Consider the following 14581-nt stretch of genomic DNA (forward strand, 5'->3'; position numbering starts at 1 on the left):
CTCATGAGCTTAGAGTGAGTCGCCGCAGGTCGCGCAAGGCCCGGTGGGAGGGCGAGCCGGGTTCGGTGGTGTAGAGCACCAGCCGCAGGTCGTCGCGGTCGGGCACCGGGAGCACCTGGCAGATGGCGTCGATCGTGCCGACGACCGGATGGATGACCTGTTTGCGCTGCTCCCTGCGCACCTCCACCTCGTGCCGGGCCCACAGCTCGGCGAACTCGGGGCTGAGCGCCGGCATCTCGGCCACCAGCGCCCGCAGCGCCCGGTCGTCGGGGTAGCGGCCGGCGGCCACGCGCAGGTCGGCGACCGAGGCGCGGGCGAAGCGGCCCTTCTCCTCGTCCGACAGGTGCTCGGCGATGCCGGGCGACATGAACACCCAGCGGATCACGTTGCGCTCGTCCTGGTCCAGCATGAGCGCCCGGCCGAGCGCGCCCAGCACCTGCCGCGACGGGTGCGGCCCCCGGCCCTGCTCCAGCCGGATGTAGTAGTCGATCGACATCCCGGCGAGCTGGGCCACCTCCTGGCGCCGCAGGCCGGGCGTGCGCCGGCGTCCGCCGCCGGGCAGGCCCACGTCGGACGGGGTGACGCGGGCGCGCCTGTTGCGCAGGAAGCCGGCCAGTTCGTCGCGGTTCATGCCTCCATCCTCCGTCCTGAGGCCAGGTGAGCGGGCGCGCGAAGGTGGTACCGCTGATCCCAGCTTCCGCGGGTCTCTCCCGTCGCCGCTGCGGCCTGGGAGAACGTTGGGCCATGACGACGACTGCCCTGATCACGGGCGCCAAACCGACCTCAACGCCCACACCGGCTTCCGCACAGCCGAGCAGGGCGCGGCCATCGTCGTCCGGCTGGCGACCCTGGACGCCGACGGCCCGACCGGCGCCTACCTGGAGGACGCGGGATCGATCGGCTGGTGAGGTGTGGACACTTGCGTACTGGACAGAAGGGGGCGATGGGACGAGATCTGGACAAAGAGCGGTTCTCCGAGGCGGAGTACGCGCGCTTCGGAGAACGCATCCGGGAGCAGCTCGGCACTCTTCGCGAGCTGCTCGAAACCCCTGGCTTCGGCCAGGGGCCGGCCACCATCGGGGCCGAACTGGAGCTGTTCCTCATTGACGAGCAAGGACGGCCGCTGCCGCGCAACGACGAGGTGCGGGACAGGCTCGACGACCCGCGCGTCGTGCTCGAACTGGGCCGCTTCAACATCGAGGTCAACCTCACCCCGATGCCGCTGGCCGGCGCGCCCTTCGAGCGCATGGGGGCCGAGATCCAGGAGACGGTGACCAAGGTGGACGCCGCCGTCGAGGGCGGCGGCGCCCTGCCGATCGGCATCCTGCCCACGCTGGCCGCCGAGGACTTCACCATCGGCGCGATGAGCGACCAGAACCGCTACCGGGCCATGAGCAGGGGCATCAGGCGGCTGCGGCTGGAACCGTTCCTCGTCAAGATCGAGGACCTGGAGCTGTCGGTGGAGGACGTGATCCTGGAGAGCGCCAACACCTCCTGGCAGGTGCACATCCGCACGCCGCCCGACCGCTTCGCCCGGCTGTTCAACGCCGCCCAGCTCGCCATCGGGCCGGTGCTGGCCGCGTGCGGCAACTCGCCGTTCTTCCTGGGCAGGCAGTTGTGGGCGGAGACGCGGATCGCGCTGATGGAGGAGGCGGCCGACGACCGTGACGTGGAGCGGCGCGGGCGCAGGGACGGGCGGGTCACGTTCGGCTCGGACTGGGTGCGGGAGGGCGCGCACGAGCTGTTCGAGCGGTACGTCCAGGACTACGAGCCGATCGTGCCCGACCTGTCCGACGACGCCGAGCCGCACGAGGTGCCGGAGCTGCGGCTGCACCAGGGCACGATCTGGCAGTGGAACCGGCCCGTCTACGACCCGGCCGACGGCGGCCACCTGCGGGTCGAGATGCGCGCGCTGCCCGCCGGGCCCTCGTGCGCGGACATGACCGCGAACACGGCGTTCCTGCTGGGGCTGACGTTGTCGCAGGCCGAGCGGGACCTGACCGGCTACCGGTTCGCCGAGGCGTACCAGAACTTCTACCGCGCCGCCCAGGACGGGCTGGAGGCCAAGCTGACCTGGCCGGGCCTGGACGGCGAGTTCGAGGCCGCCGACCTGGTGCTCAGGCTGCTGCCCGAGGCGCGGGCCGCGCTGCTGGCGGCCGGGGTGACCCCGCACGACGCCGACACCGCCCTGGACGTCATCGCCCAGCGCACCCGGCTGCGGCGCACCGGCGCGGTCTGGCAGCGCGAGGCGCTGGCGCGCTTCGGCGGCGACCGGGAACGGCTCGTGCGCCGCTACCGCGAGCTGGCCCTGTCGGGCCTGCCGGTGCACCTGTGGGACTGAACGGGACTGAACTGGCACTGAACGCCAACAAATGCCGCCGCACGTCCGTCAAACTACTCCGAGAGACGGACGAAGTGAGGCAGAAATGGCGGCGACGGGGATGGCACCGGCCGACAAGGCGCCCTACGCGTTAACGCGGGCCACGGGGACGCTGGCCACGGGGGCGGCGAAGCTGGCCGGGGAGATCGGCGCGACCGGGGTCGAGGCCCTGCTGGCGCACGCCAACAGGACCGCCGTCCACAAGGGCGCGACGGCGGCGCTGGGCTCGATGCGGCCCAGGCCGGCGGACTGGTACGCCTTCGACGCGAAGGACCAGGACACGGTCGACTGGTACCCGCAGGGCGTGACCTGCGGCGAGGAGTCCGGCGCCATCGGCGTGCCGGTGCTGCTGGTGAGCTGGTACTTCAAGCCGGCGGCGGGCGAGCGGGGGATCAGGGTGTCGTTCCTGAGCCCCCGGACGCTGAAGTACCAGCACGCGCTGCTGGTCGAGGCCAGGCCCGACGGCTCGTACGGGCCGATCGACGTGCACGCGGGCGGCCTGGCCTGCCACGGCGACCTGCTCTACGTCGCCGACACCTTCAACGGCCTGCGCGTCTTCGACCTGGGCAACCTGCTCGACCTGCGCACCGCCCAGCCCGACCTGGGCGACCCCGCGCGCATCGGGCGCTCCGGCGGCCGGTTCCACGCCTTCGGCTACCGCTACCTGCTCCCGCAGACCGACTGCTGGAAGCTCGTGCGCGGCGGGCCGCACTTCTCGTTCCTGTCGGTCGACCGCAGCGGCGGCACGCCCGCGCTGGTCGCCGGCGAGTACCGGGAGAACGACCCCGGCGGGTGGGTCGCCCGCTGGAACCTGCCGCTGACGGACGGCACGCCCAAGGACGCCTTCGTCATGGGCCACCCCAAGATCCAGGGCGCGGTCTCGTGGGGCGGCAAGTGGTACCTGAGCCAGGCGGCCGACGCCGCCACCAACGGCAAACTACTCGTCCACAGCGGCGACAAGCTGCTGACCAGGCCCTACCCGATCGGGCCCGAGGACCTGACGGTGCGCGGCGGCAAGGTGTGGAGCGTCACCGAGTTCAGGAACAAGCGCATCGTCTTCGGCGTCGAGCTCTGATTCAGCAGGGCTCAGCCTTCCATGTGGGCGCGCAGGACCTCGCGGTAGCGGCGGTCGAAGGCGTCGTAGCGGGCCCGCAGGGCGGCTCCCGGCCAGCCCGCGGGCAGCAGCTCGGCGGGCAGCAGCGGGTCGGCCAGCAGGTGGCGCAGCACGGCGGCCGAGACCAGGAAGCCCTCGGCCAGCCCGTCGGCCCGATCGAGCGCCCGCTCCAGCCGGGCCGCCTCGGCCGCCCAGCCGTCGAGGTCCCACAGCAGCGGGGTGGGGTCGCCGTGCGGGCGGCCGTCGATCAGGGTGCACTGCGCGGTGACGGTCTCGGGCCACTCGCGCACCAGGTTGGCCGGACGCAGCCAGGTGCCCTCGCGCAGCTCGCCCATGCGCAGCGCGGACATCGTGTGCCGGAACGCGGCCCGGTCGGCCGGGGCGCGGCGCTCGGCGGTGACCACCGCCACCTCCCAGGTGCCGTCCCACGGCCTGGTGTGCGGGTCGCGGCTCTCGTCCTGCCGGGCCTGGCGCTCGACGAGCCGCTCGGACAGCGTGTAGCGGCCGCCCTGCTGCGTCAGGTCGCCGGCCGCCACCATGCGCGACAGCGCCACCCGGACCGTGCCCTCGGCGATGCCGAACAGCGCGCCGATGCGCACCAGGTGACGGGCGGGCAGCCGGGGCGGGTGGCTGCCGAGCAGCGCGCTCAGCACCGCCGACCGGGCGCTGAGTGAGGTGTTACGGTCTTCCATCGCGTGTTGATTATATGTAACACTCGCGAGTATGGGCCGGTATCTCATCGAACCTTTCGACCACAGCGACCGCTACGCCACCGAGCGCTACCAGGGGGCGGCCGGGCGCAACTGGTGGACCTGCGACCCCACGCTGCGCCTGCTCATGCGGCGCCACCTCGGCGACGGCTTCGCCTGGGCCGAGCCCCGCCTCGAACGGCTCGGCGCGCTGATGGGCGGCCTGGTCGCCGAGTGCGCCGAGGAGACCGACCGCAACCCGCCCCGCCTGGAGAAGTACGACAAGTGGGGCAGGGACGTCAGCCGGGTCGTCATGCCGCCGTCCTTCCAGGCCGCGCGCGCGGCGCTCATGGAGGACAACTTCACCTCGCCGGCGTTCGCCGAGGAGGCACGGGCGAACGGGGCGGACCCGGCCGCGCTGGCGGCGGCCTGGACGTACCTGCTCGACCAGGCCGACATCGGGATGGGCTGCGCACTCGGCACCGGCGGGGACATGGTGGTCTCGCTGGCCGAGAAGCACGCGCCGCCGGACGTACGCGACCGGGTCCGGGAGATCTTCGCCGACGGCTACTACTCCGGCGAGGCCGCCCAGATGTTCACCGAACGCACCGGCGGCTCCGACCTGGCCGCCCTGGAGGCGTGGGCCGAGCCCGACGGGGAGGCGTGGCGGCTGACCGGGTTCAAGTGGTTCGCCTCCAACGCCAACGGCTCGGCGTTCGTGGTGCTCGCCCGCACGCCCGACGGGTCGGTGGCGCCGTTCCTGGCGCTGTGGGAGCGGCGCGACGGCTCGCGCAACGGGGTGCGCATCCGGCGGCTGAAGGACAAGCTGGGCACCCGCTCGGTCGCCTCGGCCGAGGTCGAGTTCACCGACGCCGAGGCGTTCCTGCTGGCCGGCCGGGGCTCCGGCTCCGGGCTCGGCACGATGATGAAGCTCACCAACGCCTCCCGCCTGGGCGTGGCCATGATGGGCGTCGGCGTGGCCAGGCGGGCCCTGGTCGAGTCCGTCTGCTACGCGCGTTCCCGCGAGGCGTTCGGCCGTCCGCTCATCGACCAGCCCCTGATGCGCCGCAAGCTGGCCGAGCTGATCGTCGAGGTCGAGGCCGCCCAGGCGATGGTGTTCGACGGCCTGGTCGGCCCCCGGCTGCGGCTCGGGCCCGCGCTGATCAAGCTGCGCGCCGCCCGGCTCGGCCTGACGGCGGCCAGCGACGCGATCGAGGTGCACGGCGGCAACGGCTACATCGAGCAGTGGCCGGTGGCCAGGCTGCTGCGCGACGCCCAGGTCAACCCGATCTGGGAGGGCGGCGACAACATCCTGTGCCTGGACGTGCGCCGCGCCATGCTCCGCGAGGAGGCGCACGTGCCGCTCCTGGCCCGGCTGCGCGCCCTGGCCACCTCCGACCTGGTGCACGCGCGGATCGACGACCTGTCCAAGGCCGTCGCGGCCTGGCACGGGCTCGACCCGGCGCTCGCCGAGGAACGCCTCTACCCGCTGGCCCAGTTCATGGCCGACGTCTACGCCGCCGCCCTGCTGGAGGACCAGGCCGGCTGGGGCCTCGACGACGGGCGCAAGGCCCTGGTCGCCCGCCTGTACGCCGAGGCGCACCTGGCCGAGCGCGGCCCGCTGCGCGGCATCGACGCCCCGGCCGCCGACCACTTCGACACGTTGCTGGCCGGGGCCCTCGCCTGAGGGTACGCTCGGCAGGTTTCCCCGAGTTTCCCCGAGTTCCCCGAGGCGAAGCCGCACGTTCCCCGGAGGAGGGTCGCATGACCGTACGCGTCGAGCGCGAGGGGCCCGTCACCACCGTCGTCATCAGCAGGCCGGAGGCGCGCAACGCGGTGGACAGGAAGACCGCCGACGCGCTCACCGACGCGTTCGCCGGCTTCGAGCGCTCCGACGCGGCCGTGGCGGTGTTGTGGGGCGAGGGCGGCACGTTCTGCGCCGGGGCCGACCTCAAGGCGCTGGACAACCACGTCGGCGAGGACGGCGACGGCCCCATGGGGCCCACCAGGATGCGCCTGTCCAAGCCGGTGATCGCGGCCGTCGCCGGGCACGCCGTGGCCGGCGGGCTGGAGCTCGCCCTCTGGTGCGACCTGCGGGTGGCCGAGCAGGACGCGGTGTTCGGCGTGTTCTGCCGCCGCTGGGGCGTGCCGCTGATCGACGGCGGCACGGTGCGGCTGCCCCGGCTCGTCGGCGCCTCCCGCGCCATGGACATGATCCTGACCGGCCGCGCGGTGAGCGCCCCGGAGGCCCGTGACATGGGCCTGGTCAACCGCCTGGTGCCCACCGGCACGGCCCGGCGGGAGGCCGAGGAGCTGGCCGCGCGGATCGCCGCGTTCCCGCAGGCGTGCCTGCGCGGCGACCGCATGTCGCTGCTGGAGCAGCACGGCCTGCCGGAGGACGAGGCCATGCGCAACGAGCTGCGCCACGGCCTGGTCTCGCTGCCGGACGCGGCGGAGGGCGCCGCCAGATTCGCCGCCGGCGCCGGCCGCCACGGCGCCCCCGCCTGACACGGCACCGGCGGGCGTCGCCTGGCCGGGCGCGGCCTTCTAAGGCGTGCCGGGTGGCTGGTCGGCGGCGTCGATCGCGCGCTGGTAGCGGGTCGTCAGCGTGCGGAGCGCGGCCACCAGCTCCGGCGAGTCCTCGACCGTGAAGTCCGCCTCCAGCATGCCCAGGTGGAGGGCGAGCATCTCCGGGTGGTCCGAGCCCGGCTCGAACACGCACCGGTCCTCGCCCAGCGGCCGCACGTCAACCGGGATCGGCAGCCGGTCGCGCACGTGCGAGGCGGGCGCGTGCACGATCACCCGCGCGCGGTAGCGCCAGGTCGCCTCGCCGGCCCCGCGGGCCACCCGCGCCGTGATCTCGTGGTCGGGCGGCAGCTCGCGGGGCGTGAAACGCGGGCCCGTCGGCGTCCGCGGTTCGATCCGGTCGGCCCGGAAGGTGCGCCAGTCGTCCCGGTCGAGGTCCCAGGCCACCAGATACCAGCGCCGCCGGTCGTGCACCAGGCGGTACGGCTCCACCGAGCGCCTGCCGGCCGCCCCGGAATGCGCCCGGTAGTCGAACCGCAGCCGCTCATGGTCGCGGCACGCGCTCGCGATCACGGTCAGCACGTCCGGATCCACCTGCGAGCCGCGCGACGGCATCGGCAGCGCGTACGACTGGAAGGCGCTCACCCGGTGCCGCAGCCGCGCGGGCAGCACCTGCTGCAGCTTGGCCAGCGCCCGCATCGAGGTCTCCTCGATCCCCGCGATCGAGCCGCTCGCGGCGGTGCGCAGGCCGATCGCGACGGCCACCGCCTCGTCGTCGTCCAGCAGCAGCGGCGGCAGGGCGCCGTCCGAGCCGAGCCGGTAGCCGCCGGCCACGCCCGGCCGCGCGTCGACCGGGTAGCCGAGCGCGCGCAACCGGCCGACGTCGTTGCGGACGGTGCGGGTGGTGACGCCGAGCCGGGCGGCCAGCTCGGTGCTCGTCCAGTCGCGCCGGGCCTGGAACAGGGACAGCAGGCGCAGCAGCCGCGCCGAGGTTTCCAGCATTCTTCGATCCTGACGACAATCTAGGAACGATCCTTTCCGCGAATGTTCCTAGTGTTCTCCGCATGAGCGCAAGAGCACTCATGGCCGAGCCGTTCACGAGGAGAAGCGCCGTGCGCGACGACATCCAGCCCTTCCGCGTCGAGATCCCCCAGGCCGACCTCGACCACCTGCACGACCGGCTCGCCCACGCCCGCTGGCCCGCCGAGCTGCCCGGCGTCGGATGGACCCGCGGCGTGCCGCTCGGCCACCTGAAGGAGCTCGCCGGACACTGGCGCACGCAGTACGACTGGCGCGCCCACGAGGCCAGGCTCAACCAGTACCCGCAGTTCACCACCGAGATCGACGGCCAGCGCATCCACTTCCTGCACGTCCGGTCCGACCGCCCCGACGCCAGGCCGCTGCTGATCACCCACGGCTACCCGAGCTCCGTCGCCGAGTTCCTGCACCTGATCGAGCCGCTGGTCGACCCGGACGAGGGCCCGGCCTTCCACGTCGTCGCGCCGTCCCTGCCCGGCTACGCCTTCTCCACGCCGCTGGGCGGGACCGGCTGGTCGATGGGGCGCACCGCCCGCGCCTGGGCCGAGCTGATGGCCCGGCTCGGCTACCAGCGGTACGGCGTGCACGGCGGCGACGTCGGCGCGGGCGTGTCCGGCCTGGTCGCCGGCCTCGACGGCGAGCACGTCGTCGGCGTGCACGTGGTGACCGATCCGTTCACCGCCGCGAACGTCGCCACCTTCATGCCGGGGATCGCCGACCGGCTCGACGCCGGCGACCCGGTCGACAAGCTGATCCTGAGCCGGATGCACGCCTTCCAGCAGGACGGCTCCGGCTACCTGGCCATCCAGAACACCAGGCCGCAGACCATCGGCTACGGCCTGGCCGACTCGCCGCTGCTGCAACTCGCCTGGATCGCCGAGAAGGTCCACGAGTGGACCGACCTGCCGGTCGACCGCGACCAGCTGCTCACCACGGTCAGCCTGTACTGGTTCACCGGCTCGGGCGCCTCCGCCGCGCACACCCTGTACGAGCAGGCCCACTCCGCCGACTGGGGCGCGCCGCCCGCCGTGCCGCAGGGGTTCGCGGTCTTCGGCGCCGACGAGACCGTGCGCAGGCTGGTGCCCGCGCCGGCCGGCGCGCACTGGAGCGAGTTCGAGCGCGGCAGGCACTTCCCCGCGATGGAGGCCCCCGCCCTGCTGGCGGCCGACCTGCAGGCCTTCTTCGGGCCGCTGCGATGAGCGACGTGCTGAGCCGGCGTCGCCTCAACCGGGCCACGCTGGCCCGCCAGTACCTGCTGGAACGCGCGCCGGAGCGGGCGATCGACGCGATCGAGCATCTGGCCGGCATGCAGTCCCAGGCGCCGCTGGCCCCGTACGTGGGGTTGTGGACGCGTCTGCAGGGCTTCGCGCCGGACGAGCTGTCGGCGCTGACCGAGCGGCGCCAGGTGGTGCGGCTGCACCTGATGCGCAACACCGTGCACCTCGTCAGCGCGCGCGACTGCCTGGGCTGGCGCGCGCTGTTCGGTCCGCTGCACGCCGCCGGCTTCCGCGCGCACTTCCGTGACGGCCTCGGCGACGCGGACCGCGAGGCGCTGCTCGAACAGGCCGGGCGGCTGCTGGCCGAGCGGCCGCGCACCCGCGGCGAGCTGGGCAGGCTGCTCGCGCGGAGCCGGCCGGGCGCCGATCCGAGCGCGCTGGCCTACGCGGTCACGCATCACCTCGCGCTGTGCCAGGTGCCGCCGCGGGGCGTCTGGGGCGGCACCGGCCCCGCCGTGTGGACGCCCGTGGAGAGCTGGCTGGGCGCGCCGCTGCGCCCGGCGCCGGTGGACGCGCTGGTGCTGCGCTTTCTCGGCGCGTTCGGCCCGGCGAGCGTCGCGGACGTCCAGCTGTGGTCCGGGCTGACCCGGCTGCGCGAGGTGGTGGAACGGCTGCCCCTGCGGGTGTTCCGCGGGGAGGAGCGGCAGGTGCTGTACGACCTGCCCGACGCGCCCCGCCCGGCCGAGGACGTGCCCGCCCCGCCCAGATTCCTCCCCGAATACGACAATCTGCTGCTGTCACACAAGGACCGGAGCCGGGTGATCCCCGGCGACCGCCCCGTCCCGCTCCCCCCGGGCAACGGCGCGACCACCGGCACCTTCCTGGTCGACGGCATGTGGCAGGGCACCTGGCGGATCCGGGACCGGACGCTGCGCATCCGGCCGCTCACCCCGCTGCGCCGTGCCGATCGTGACGCCCTGCTGGCCGAGGCCGTCCGGCTGTGCGCCTTCCTGGAGCCTCGGGCGACGTGCGACCTGGTCCTCGACGAACCGTAGGCCGCTCAGCCCAGCACCGGGAAGTTGGACCTGATGACGCTCAGCGGGTCGCGGGCGCGCTTGAGGTCGCGCAGCCGGGCCAGCGTCTCCGGCGAGAACGCCGCCGCCGCCTGCTCCCCGCCGTGCAGCATGGTGAACGGACGCCGCCCGCTGCTGAACGGCACCAGCGACTTGCCGAGCCGCTCCATCCGCTCCGACACCTCCGGCGACGGCAGGCCCAGCGCGTGCACGAGGTACGGCTCCGCCAGCCGCTCCACCGCGCCCCCGCCCTCGGCCGGCCTGGCCACGGCCCCGCCCAGGTGCCGGACCTGCACCGCCAGCAGCGGCTCGATCGGCTCGCCGGCCAGCACGCCGGCGACCTCGTCGTCCAGCCTGGTCAGCAGCTCGGTGTGGCCCACGCCCGGGCTCGGATCGACCGGCTCGTCGCAGATCGAGGCCAGCTCGGCCACCGGCAGCCGCCGCCTGGTGTCGGCGATCGCCCCGCCCACCGCCTCGAACGGCCGCAGCAGCGCCCCCGGGTCGGCCCCGAGGTAGGTGCAGTCGGCCATGACGAAGCCGGGGGCGCCGGGCGGCGTCAGCAGCTGGAACCACACCGACAGCTCCTCCGGCGCGCCGGCGGTGACCTCGCGGAAGGCTGCCATGACCTGCTCGGCGCGGTCGGCCGGCCAGATGATGCGGCCGCCGTACAGGAAGGGCGCGGGCTGCAGGTCGAACTCCAGCGCCGTCACGATTGCGAAGTCGCCGCCGCCGCCGCGCAGGGCCCAGAACAGGTCGGGGTCGCGCTCGGCGGTCACCCTGACCCGGCCGCCGTCGGCGTCCACGGCCTCGACGGCGCGCACGGCGTCGGCGGCGAAGCCGTACTTGCGGCTGAACCAGCTCAGACCGCCGCCCAGGGTGTAACCGGTCACGCTCACCACCGGCGAGCTGCCCGCCAGGCCGGTCAGCCCGAGCGGGCTCGCGGCCGCCAGCACCTCGCCCCACTTCACGCCCGCGCCGACGCGCGCCACGCCGTCGCGGATCTCCACCCCGCCCAGCCGGCCGGTACGCAGCAGGATCGTCCCCTCGGTGTCGCCGGACGCGCCGTGGCCGCTCGGCTGCGCGGTCACCGCCAGGCCGTTCAGGCGGGCGTAGCCGATCACGGCGGCCACGTCGTCGGCGTCGGCCGCCTCGACCACCGCGCGCACCGGCTGGTCCACCGCCAGGTTCCAGGGGCGCCGCGCCTGGTCGAAGCCTTCGTCGCCGGGGAGCAGCACCGGACCGGTCGTCATGTTCCGCAGTTCGTTCATGTGCTTAATGATGCGTTGTCCCACTTGCGTGGGAATTGGGGTTGACTTGAGGTCTGTGGAGTTCAAACTGTTCGGGCCGCTTGAGGTGGACGACGCCGACGGCGTCCGCCTCGACCTCGGCACCCGCAAGCAACGCGCGGTGCTGGCCATGCTGGCGCTGGAACCGGGCCGCATCGTGCCGCTCGACCGGCTGATCGACGAGCTGTGGGCGGGGGAGGCCCCGGCCAGGGCCACCGCCACGCTCCAGGCGTACGTGTCGCACCTGCGGCGGGTGCTCGAACCCGGACGCAGGCCGCGCACGCCGCCCCGCGTGCTGCTCACCCGCGAGCCCGGCTACCTGCTGGACATCGCGCCCGGCCAGACGGACGTCGCCCGCTTCGCCTCCTGGACGGCCGACGGCGCCCGGCTGGTGCGGCAGGGACGGCACGGCGAGGCGGCGCGGGTGCTCGACCGGGCGCTCGGCCTGTGGCGCGGCGAGCCGCTGGCCGAGTTCCCCGGGCTCGCGCCCGAGGTGCCGGCCCGGCTGGAGCAGCTTCGGCTGGCGGCCGAGGAGGACCGGCTGGAGGCGCGGCTGGAACTGGGCGAGGCCACCGTGCCCGACCTGGAGGCGCTGGCCGAGGCGTACCCGTACCGGGAGCGGGCGTGGCGGCTGCTGGTGCTCGGGCTCTACCGGGCGGGCCGGCAGGCCGACGCGCTGGCCGCCCTGCGCCGGGTGCGCGGCCTGCTGGCCGGGCAGCTCGGCATCGAGCCGGGACCCGAGCTCAGACGTCTGGAACAGGCCGTCTTCGACCAGTCCCCGGCCCTGGAGGCCCCCGGCGCGACGCCCGCCCGCCCGGCGGCGCACCGGGGCACGGAGCATACGGAGGCCGCCCCGGAGCCGTCGCCGGTGGCGGGCCGCAGCGCCGGGGAGCGGCTGGTGGGACGGGAGGCGGAGCTGCGGACCCTGGAGGAGGTGCTGGGCGCGGCGCGGGCCGGGCGCGGCGGCCTGGCGCTGGTCACCGGCGAGCCCGGCATCGGCAAGACCAGCCTGGCCAGGGCCGCCGCCGAGCTGGCCGCCGCCCGCGGCTTCCGGGTGGAGTGGGGCAGGTGCCTGGACGACGCCAGGGCCCCGGCGTTCTGGCCGTGGACCCGCGCGGGCATGATCCCGCCGTCGCCGCACGCCGAGCTGTTCGACCTCTACGACGGCGTGCTCGACGCGCTGCGCGGCGGCCCGCTGCTGCTGGTGCTGGAGGACCTGCACTGGGCCGACGCCTCCTCGCTGAAGCTGCTCGGCCACGTCGCCGGCGAGCTGGCGGGCACGTCCGCTCTGGTGCTGGCCACGCTCAGGCCCGAGCCCGCCGGCCACCCGGCCCAGCTCCGCGAGACCCTGGCCGCCCTGTCCAGGGAGGGCCGCAGGCTGCCGCTCGCGCCGTTCGACGCCGACGGGGTGCGCGACTTCCTGCGCCTGCGCGAGGTGACCGCCGACCCGGAGGAACTGCTCGACCGCTCCGGCGGCAACCCGTTCTACCTCACCGAGCTGCTGCGGCTGCCCGAACGCGAACGCCATCTCGTCCCGCCCGGCGCACGCGACGTGATCGACCGCAGGCTCGCCAGGCTGCCCGGGCCGACGCTGGACCTGCTCAGGGCCGCCGCCGTCGCGGGCCGCGAGGTCGAGGTGGACCTGCTGGCCGCGCTCGTGGAGCAGCCGGTCGAGGACGTCATGACCGGCCTGGAGCCGGCCCTGGCCGCCGGGCTGCTGACCGAGGCCGCCGGCTACCGCTTCTCGCACGCCCTCGTCCGCCAGGCCCTCGACGCCGGGCTGACCACGCTCGCCCGCGCCCGGCTGCACCTGCGCGCCGGCCTGCACCTGGAGAGCGTGCCCGGCGCCGACCCGGCGCTGCTGGCCGGCCACTTCGCCGCGGCGGCCAGGCTGGGCGGCGCGCCCAAGGCCGTCACGCACGCCTGCGAGGCCGCCGCCCAGGCCGCCGCCCGGCACGGTCACCAGGAGGCCGTCGAGCTGTGGGAGCTGGCGCTGGCCCACCTCCCGCCCGGCGACTCGCCGCGGCGCTGCCGGCTGCTCACCGAGCTGGGCCGGGCCCGCCGCAGCCTGGGCGACGCCGCCGGCGCGCACCGCGACCTGGACGAGGCCGTCGCCCAGGCCCAGCGGCTCGGCGACAGGGACGCGCTGGTGGCCGCCGTCTCGGTGTTCGGCGGGCTGTCGGTGTGGAACTGGCGGCCGTACGGCGTCGTGGACGAGACGATGGTCGCGGTGCTGGAGGACCTGCTCGCCGGCGGCCTGGACCCGGCGTCCAGGGCGGCGCTGCTCGGCACGCTCGGCATCGAGCTGCACTACGGCCCGCGCCGCGCGGAGGGCGAGCGGCTGGCGCTGGAGGCCGTCGAGCTGGCCCGCGGCCTGGACGACCCGATGCTGCTGGCCAGGGCGCTGAACAACTACCTGATCGCCGGGTTCGTCCCGGGCCGCAACGACGCCCGGCGCCGGGCGGCCGAGGAGATGCTGGCCGTGCCCGGCCTGCCCAGGGAGGCCCGGCTGGTCGGGCGCGTCCTGCGCATGTCGTGCCTGCTGCGCGCGGGCGACCTGGCCGAGTGGGCCAGGGACCTGGACCGCTGCGAGCAGCTCCTGCACGAGGTCGCCCGGCCCGAGCTGGAGGCCATGGTCCGCGTCTCCCAGACCGCCGCGCACACCCTGCACGCCCGCTGGGACGAGGCCGAGGCCCTGCTCGGCCGCTTCCCCGGGCTCGCGTTCGGCGGCAGCCTGTGGGGGATCGAGGCGCGCCGCCTGGCCGCCCTCTACACCTGCAGGCGCGGCCAGGGCCGGGGCGCGGAGCTGCTGGAGGAGCTGGTGGCGGCGGGGGAGCGGCCGCTGATGAGCCCGGTGCGGCCACTGGCCGTGCTCGCGGCGCTGGAGGCCGGTCGGCCGGAGCTGGCCAGGGAGCTGATCGGCCGCTGGGGGGTGGAGCTGCGCGAGGACTGGGCCGCGGACTTCCTGCACCCCGTCTGGGGGCTGGTGGCCGCCCGCCTCGGCACGCCCGACCCCGCCGAGCTGTACGAACGGCTGCTGCCCAGCGCCGGCCAGCTCATCGTCATGGGCATGGGCAGCGCCGCCTGGGGCTCGGTGCACGACGTGCTGGCCGAGCTGGCCCGGCGGCTCGGCCGCGGACGGGAGGCGCGCGAGCACAACGAGGCCGCCGTCGAGCTGCACCGGCGGCTCGGGCTGACGTACTGGGAGGCGCGCAGCCGGGGGTGGCGTCCCGGCTGACTGTCGGACCCGCCGCGTAT

At 74.8% G+C, this 14581-nt stretch carries 12 protein-coding genes; 8 read left to right on the forward strand and 4 right to left on the reverse strand.

Annotated elements, in window-relative coordinates; all coding sequences use genetic code 11:
• Window position 1: 1 nt before the first annotated feature.
• On the reverse strand, window positions 2-631 hold the full coding sequence (locus AB0J76_RS19610) for a helix-turn-helix transcriptional regulator (RefSeq protein ID WP_352324220.1): 630 nt from the start codon (window positions 629-631) through the stop codon (window positions 2-4).
• 106 nt (window positions 632-737) lie between these two features.
• Here AB0J76_RS19610 and AB0J76_RS19615 point away from each other — a divergent pair, with 106 nt between their 5' ends.
• The 3 genes from AB0J76_RS19615 (at window position 738) to AB0J76_RS19625 (ending at window position 3455) form a co-directional block, all read left to right on the forward strand.
• Window positions 738-908: a hypothetical protein gene (locus tag AB0J76_RS19615; protein WP_352324221.1), complete on the forward strand. Its 171-nt coding sequence runs from the start codon at window positions 738-740 to the stop codon at window positions 906-908.
• Between the two features lie 35 nt (window positions 909-943).
• Complete coding sequence (locus tag AB0J76_RS19620) at window positions 944-2341, forward strand: glutamate--cysteine ligase (RefSeq protein WP_352324222.1); 1398 nt, start codon at window positions 944-946, stop codon at window positions 2339-2341.
• Between the two features lie 85 nt (window positions 2342-2426).
• Entirely contained in the window at window positions 2427-3455 is a 1029-nt protein-coding gene (locus AB0J76_RS19625) for a hypothetical protein (RefSeq protein WP_352324223.1), read from the forward strand.
• A gap of 11 nt (window positions 3456-3466) precedes the next feature.
• Here the strand turns inward: AB0J76_RS19625 and AB0J76_RS19630 are convergent, their stop codons facing one another.
• Window positions 3467-4186 (reverse strand): PaaX family transcriptional regulator C-terminal domain-containing protein, encoded by a 720-nt coding sequence (locus AB0J76_RS19630; protein WP_352324224.1) that lies wholly within the window; start codon window positions 4184-4186, stop codon window positions 3467-3469.
• Between the two features lie 31 nt (window positions 4187-4217).
• Here AB0J76_RS19630 and AB0J76_RS19635 point away from each other — a divergent pair, with 31 nt between their 5' ends.
• Complete coding sequence (locus AB0J76_RS19635) at window positions 4218-5870, forward strand: acyl-CoA dehydrogenase family protein (RefSeq protein WP_352324225.1); 1653 nt, start codon at window positions 4218-4220, stop codon at window positions 5868-5870.
• Between the two features lie 77 nt (window positions 5871-5947).
• Window positions 5948-6691, forward strand: a complete 744-nt coding sequence (locus AB0J76_RS19640) for a crotonase/enoyl-CoA hydratase family protein (RefSeq protein WP_352324227.1) — start codon at window positions 5948-5950, stop codon at window positions 6689-6691.
• A gap of 39 nt (window positions 6692-6730) precedes the next feature.
• On the opposite strand, the gene AB0J76_RS19645 is transcribed toward AB0J76_RS19640, so the two are convergent.
• Window positions 6731-7711 (reverse strand): YafY family protein, encoded by a 981-nt coding sequence (locus AB0J76_RS19645; protein ID WP_352324228.1) that lies wholly within the window; start codon window positions 7709-7711, stop codon window positions 6731-6733.
• A 62-nt stretch (window positions 7712-7773) separates the two neighbouring features.
• On the opposite strand from AB0J76_RS19645, the gene AB0J76_RS19650 reads away from it, so the two are divergent.
• Together AB0J76_RS19650 and AB0J76_RS19655 are read left to right on the forward strand one after the other, a co-directional pair.
• Window positions 7774-8946 carry an epoxide hydrolase gene (locus AB0J76_RS19650; protein ID WP_352324230.1) on the forward strand — a complete coding sequence of 391 codons (1173 nt, stop codon included), beginning with the start codon at window positions 7774-7776 and terminating at the stop codon, window positions 8944-8946.
• A complete protein-coding gene (locus AB0J76_RS19655; RefSeq protein WP_352324231.1) occupies window positions 8943-10019 on the forward strand; it encodes a winged helix DNA-binding domain-containing protein in 1077 nt (358 codons plus the stop codon). The genes AB0J76_RS19650 and AB0J76_RS19655 overlap by 4 nt, the downstream gene beginning before the upstream one ends.
• A 5-nt stretch (window positions 10020-10024) precedes the next feature.
• Here AB0J76_RS19655 and AB0J76_RS19660 read toward each other — a convergent pair whose 3' ends face one another.
• A complete protein-coding gene (locus tag AB0J76_RS19660) occupies window positions 10025-11305 on the reverse strand; it encodes an FAD-binding protein (RefSeq protein WP_352324233.1) in 1281 nt (426 codons plus the stop codon).
• A 55-nt stretch (window positions 11306-11360) separates the two neighbouring features.
• Here AB0J76_RS19660 and AB0J76_RS19665 point away from each other — a divergent pair, with 55 nt between their 5' ends.
• Window positions 11361-14561 (forward strand): BTAD domain-containing putative transcriptional regulator, encoded by a 3201-nt coding sequence (locus AB0J76_RS19665; RefSeq protein ID WP_352324234.1) that lies wholly within the window; start codon window positions 11361-11363, stop codon window positions 14559-14561.
• The last annotated feature ends 20 nt before the right edge of the window (window positions 14562-14581 follow it).

Source organism: Nonomuraea sp. NPDC049624, from assembly GCF_040675255.1.
In the GTDB taxonomy this organism is placed as follows: Bacteria; Actinomycetota; Actinomycetes; order Streptosporangiales; family Streptosporangiaceae; genus Nonomuraea.

Excerpts from the sequence above, each read along its gene's own strand:
- AB0J76_RS19635 (WP_352324225.1), top strand. The coding sequence starts at position 4,218 with ATGGGCCGGTATCTCATCGAACCTTTCGACCACAGCGACCGCTACGCC.
- AB0J76_RS19610 (WP_352324220.1), bottom strand. The coding sequence starts at position 631 with ATGAACCGCGACGAACTGGCCGGCTTCCTGCGCAACAGGCGCGCCCGC.
- AB0J76_RS19625 (WP_352324223.1), top strand. The coding sequence starts at position 2,427 with ATGGCGGCGACGGGGATGGCACCGGCCGACAAGGCGCCCTACGCGTTA.
- AB0J76_RS19660 (WP_352324233.1), bottom strand. The coding sequence starts at position 11,305 with ATGAACGAACTGCGGAACATGACGACCGGTCCGGTGCTGCTCCCCGGC.
- AB0J76_RS19655 (WP_352324231.1), top strand. The coding sequence starts at position 8,943 with ATGAGCGACGTGCTGAGCCGGCGTCGCCTCAACCGGGCCACGCTGGCC.
- AB0J76_RS19620 (WP_352324222.1), top strand. The coding sequence starts at position 944 with ATGGGACGAGATCTGGACAAAGAGCGGTTCTCCGAGGCGGAGTACGCG.
- AB0J76_RS19640 (WP_352324227.1), top strand. The coding sequence starts at position 5,948 with ATGACCGTACGCGTCGAGCGCGAGGGGCCCGTCACCACCGTCGTCATC.
- AB0J76_RS19645 (WP_352324228.1), bottom strand. The coding sequence starts at position 7,711 with ATGCTGGAAACCTCGGCGCGGCTGCTGCGCCTGCTGTCCCTGTTCCAG.
- AB0J76_RS19650 (WP_352324230.1), top strand. The coding sequence starts at position 7,774 with ATGAGCGCAAGAGCACTCATGGCCGAGCCGTTCACGAGGAGAAGCGCC.
- AB0J76_RS19630 (WP_352324224.1), bottom strand. The coding sequence starts at position 4,186 with ATGGAAGACCGTAACACCTCACTCAGCGCCCGGTCGGCGGTGCTGAGC.